This window comes from Mycobacterium sp. (assembly GCF_032162605.1).
In the GTDB taxonomy this organism is placed as follows: Bacteria; Actinomycetota; Actinomycetes; order Mycobacteriales; family Mycobacteriaceae; genus Mycobacterium.
Genome location: NZ_JAVROT010000219.1, coordinates 1 through 2988, shown reverse-complemented (window position 1 = coordinate 2988; position 2988 = coordinate 1). Strand labels below are relative to the sequence as shown.

The 2988-nt window shown below is 66.4% G+C and carries 4 protein-coding genes and 2 pseudogenes; 3 read left to right on the top strand and 3 right to left on the bottom strand.

Annotated elements, in window-relative coordinates; translation table 11 throughout:
• Together QOI01_RS13640 and QOI01_RS13635 are read right to left on the bottom strand one after the other, a co-directional pair.
• A pseudogene (locus QOI01_RS13640) lies at nucleotides 1-138 on the bottom strand (RES domain-containing protein); the annotation flags it as partial.
• Nucleotides 135-482 carry a DUF2384 domain-containing protein gene (locus QOI01_RS13635; protein ID WP_526381714.1) on the bottom strand — a complete coding sequence of 116 codons (348 nt, stop codon included), beginning with the start codon at nucleotides 480-482 and terminating at the stop codon, nucleotides 135-137. The pseudogene QOI01_RS13640 and the gene QOI01_RS13635, both read right to left, overlap by 4 nt.
• Nucleotides 483-827: 345 nt before the next feature.
• On the opposite strand from QOI01_RS13635, the gene QOI01_RS13630 reads away from it, so the two are divergent.
• The 3 genes from QOI01_RS13630 (at nucleotide 828) to QOI01_RS13620 (ending at nucleotide 2621) form a co-directional block, all read left to right on the top strand.
• Nucleotides 828-1433, top strand: a complete 606-nt coding sequence (locus QOI01_RS13630; protein ID WP_526381712.1) for a hypothetical protein — start codon at nucleotides 828-830, stop codon at nucleotides 1431-1433.
• 9 nt (nucleotides 1434-1442) lie between these two features.
• Nucleotides 1443-2153: an RES domain-containing protein gene (locus QOI01_RS13625; protein WP_526381710.1), complete on the top strand. Its 711-nt coding sequence runs from the start codon at nucleotides 1443-1445 to the stop codon at nucleotides 2151-2153.
• A 288-nt stretch (nucleotides 2154-2441) separates the two neighbouring features.
• Complete coding sequence (locus QOI01_RS13620; RefSeq protein WP_526381708.1) at nucleotides 2442-2621, top strand: rhodanese-like domain-containing protein; 180 nt, start codon at nucleotides 2442-2444, stop codon at nucleotides 2619-2621.
• A gap of 3 nt (nucleotides 2622-2624) precedes the next feature.
• On the opposite strand, the pseudogene QOI01_RS13615 reads toward QOI01_RS13620, so the two are convergent.
• Nucleotides 2625-2988 (bottom strand): annotated as a pseudogene (locus QOI01_RS13615) (LLM class flavin-dependent oxidoreductase); the annotation flags it as partial.

Sequence of the window (2988 nt, the reverse complement as noted above, 5' to 3'; positions counted from 1 at the left end):
CCCGGCTCGGTGGTAGCGGCCAGGCCCGAGGGCGGGGTCTGCACAGGATGTAAGCGGGTGCCGTGTGGCGCCTTGGTGCCAGTAACTGCCGGTCAGCCTTCGTCGCGGTGCGGTGGCGACCGCGTCGCCAAGACTCACACGTATGAGCCGTCGACAAAGCCTTCGGCCGCGCTGCGAACCTTCTCGTAGTTGTCCTCGGCGAGCAGGTCCACCGGGCGCTCGCCGTCGAGGAGGCGATTCTTGGCGTGCAGCCACTGGCCAACGCCTCGCGGGGTTAGCGAGTCTGAGAGCAAAAGGACGAGGTCACGAAGCTGCGCGAGCCGGTCGTAACGGTCAGGGCGGATGTCGCCGGTACGCCACCCGCGTACCGCACGGTCGGAGACTTGCGTTACCGCGGCGACGTCGACCTGAGTGACGCCGAAGGATTTCAAGGCGTCGACGATCTCATTCGCCTCGACGGCCCGTTCCAACGTATCCGCCATGGGAGTTCCTCCCCTACTTCCGGTTCTACTACCGCATATGCTACCGGTTATCGGCGATGGCGGCAATGCGGGCGCCTCGCGACGGCGGTCCAAAGGCACCCGCGTGTATGTCGCAACAACAGGACACCACTGGAGGCATGTGCCTCATTCAAGGCTGGCGTCGCCGACGGCCCCGACGACACTTCGAGAGGCGCTGTTGTTGAACCCCGATCGTGCCGTGCGCTCTCGCCCGATCACACGATCACCGGGCGATCGCGTGATTCCGTCACCAACGCCGCCTCGATGACAGTGCGTCGGAGCTCTGTAGCGGACGCTATAGTCCATTTGATCCGCTACACTTGCTACATGGATGCACTTCCTTCGCGATACGACATCGCCGAGCGCTCCGATCACCTGGAGTTGCGTGGAGTCAGCCGCCGCCACGTTACCGAGGCGCTGACGCTGTTGGAGCGCGTCCGCGAAGTACAAGCCGATCACACCGCGATCGTCCGCGCCGATCTGGTGCACACGTTGATGGCCCGCGGAATTCCACTCACCCCGCCGGCCTCGCTGGCGCAGGCGCAGCGACTCGCCACTCATCGGGACGCCCTGCTGGGAACTCCGGTGTTCAGTTACTCGACCCTGCGCGAGCTACGCGGGGACGCGCGTGATTCGGCCACCCGGACCTGGCTGTCGCGCCGCAGGGACGCCGACGCCCTGTTCACCGTCACCTACAACGGCAGAACCTTGATTCCGGCCTTTCAATTCGACGCCCAAGGTGAACCGCGGCCCGAACTGCAGCCGATCCTCACCGCTCTCGTCGGTGCCGGGGTGGGCGGCTGGACACTGTGGACGTGGCTGACCTCACCGACGGCGCTACTGTCCGGCGGAATTCCCGAACGCCTGGTCGTCACCTCCCCGCACCGCGTGTTGCGCGCCGCGCAGCGCTTCGCCGCCGCACCTGCCGCCTAGCGGCGCGGCATGACGTTTGCGCCCCAGGAGCTCGACTGCCCTGACCCCGAGCATTGCCCCGTCGCGCGGACCCTGCCGCGGCTGCGCACCGTCGCGATGCCCAAAGACGCGGAGTGGTACCGCGTCTACGATGCGACCTGGGGCTACGACGAACACAACCCGGGATACGGCGACACCCGCTTTTCCCCCATCGACGATCCTCTCGGCGGCGAGCGCCTGCCCAGCATGTACCTGGCGGCCACGCCTACGGCGGCTCTGCTTGAAACGGTGTTCCACGACGTCGACAAGACCAGCGCCAGGATAATTTACGAGCGTCAACTACGTGGCAAGCTGCTAGCCCACGTGCGTGCTCCCACGGACGCCGTCGTTGCCGACCTGCGCAATCCCGAGCTCGCACGGCTGGGCCTCCCGCGCAGCGCGATCGTCGCCACCTCCGCCGAGCACTATCCGTGCACGCGGGCGTTGGCCGTCGCCGTGCTGCGGCAGCCGCATGGCACAAGAGTGGTGCACGGACTGCTCTGGCACTCCCGCCAAGCCGAACTCGCCGGCGACGACCCCGTGGAAGTGGCCGTCCTCTACGGCCGGCCGCGCTACACGTCGGCGCGCGGCAGTTGGCAACTCTTCGGACCCGGAGCATTCTCCCTCTACGACGGGCCGGGCCGGCTGATAGTGGAAGAGATCGCCGAAAACCTCGGCGCCACCATCGAACTCGAGGACTAGGCGCCACAACCTGTGTCAGAAGACGGCTCGATCAACACCGAGGCTGGGACGAGCCGGCGATGACACACGGTACTTTTCGTCGTAGGCCGCGTCATCCCCGTCTCAGCTCCGACGATCATCAGGGCATTCACACGACCGATTCGTGTCCTCGATTGCGGCGTTCGGCGCTCAGTGGTCGACGGCTAGTTCCTTGGCCCTCGTCATTGTCCATGAAATGGCCGTAAGGCGCTGGCGGATAGGAAGATTCGGTCCTCGTCCTGCTGCGATGAGTTTATCCGAAGGGCCTCATTGGCGTGCTCGCCCAGTCTCGACCTGGGCGATGAACTCTTGGTGTACTGCGGCGGCGGCATCTCCGCCACCGCCAACGCACTCGCGCTGTCCTCCATCGGGATTCAGCACGCCCGGGTCTACGACGGCTCGCTCGAAGAATGGAGCGCAGACCCGGCATTGCCGCTAACCACTTGTTGACGCTCAAACTGTGGCGCGACGGGCGCGCTGCGGTGCACGGCGCCGCTCGGGGATCGGCAGCGCGAGGTGCTCACGCAGGGTGGCGCCTTCTTCGGCTGCTATGACGAGTCCACGTTGGATGAGCAGGGGCACCACCAGTCGCGCGAATCGCTCGAAGTCGACCGACGTGTCGGCGTACATGATCGTGAAGCCGTCCGCCGCACCTGCGTTGAACCACGCCTGCAGGTCGTCGGCGATCTGCTCCGGGGTGCCCGACACGAGTCGGTGGCCGCCCGCCGCGATGCCCGCGGTGTGCCGGATGAACTCGCGGGCACTCAACGAGTGCTCCGCCAGCAGCGCGCGGGTGCTGAGCTGAAACCCGGCGGAG

What these genes read in the sequence shown, in the direction of transcription:
- QOI01_RS13635 (WP_526381714.1), bottom strand. Translation starts at nt 482, where the DNA reads ATGGCGGATACGTTGGAACGGGCCGTCGAGGCGAATGAGATCGTCGAC.
- QOI01_RS13630 (WP_526381712.1), top strand. Translation starts at nt 828, where the DNA reads ATGGATGCACTTCCTTCGCGATACGACATCGCCGAGCGCTCCGATCAC.
- QOI01_RS13625 (WP_526381710.1), top strand. Translation starts at nt 1,443, where the DNA reads ATGACGTTTGCGCCCCAGGAGCTCGACTGCCCTGACCCCGAGCATTGC.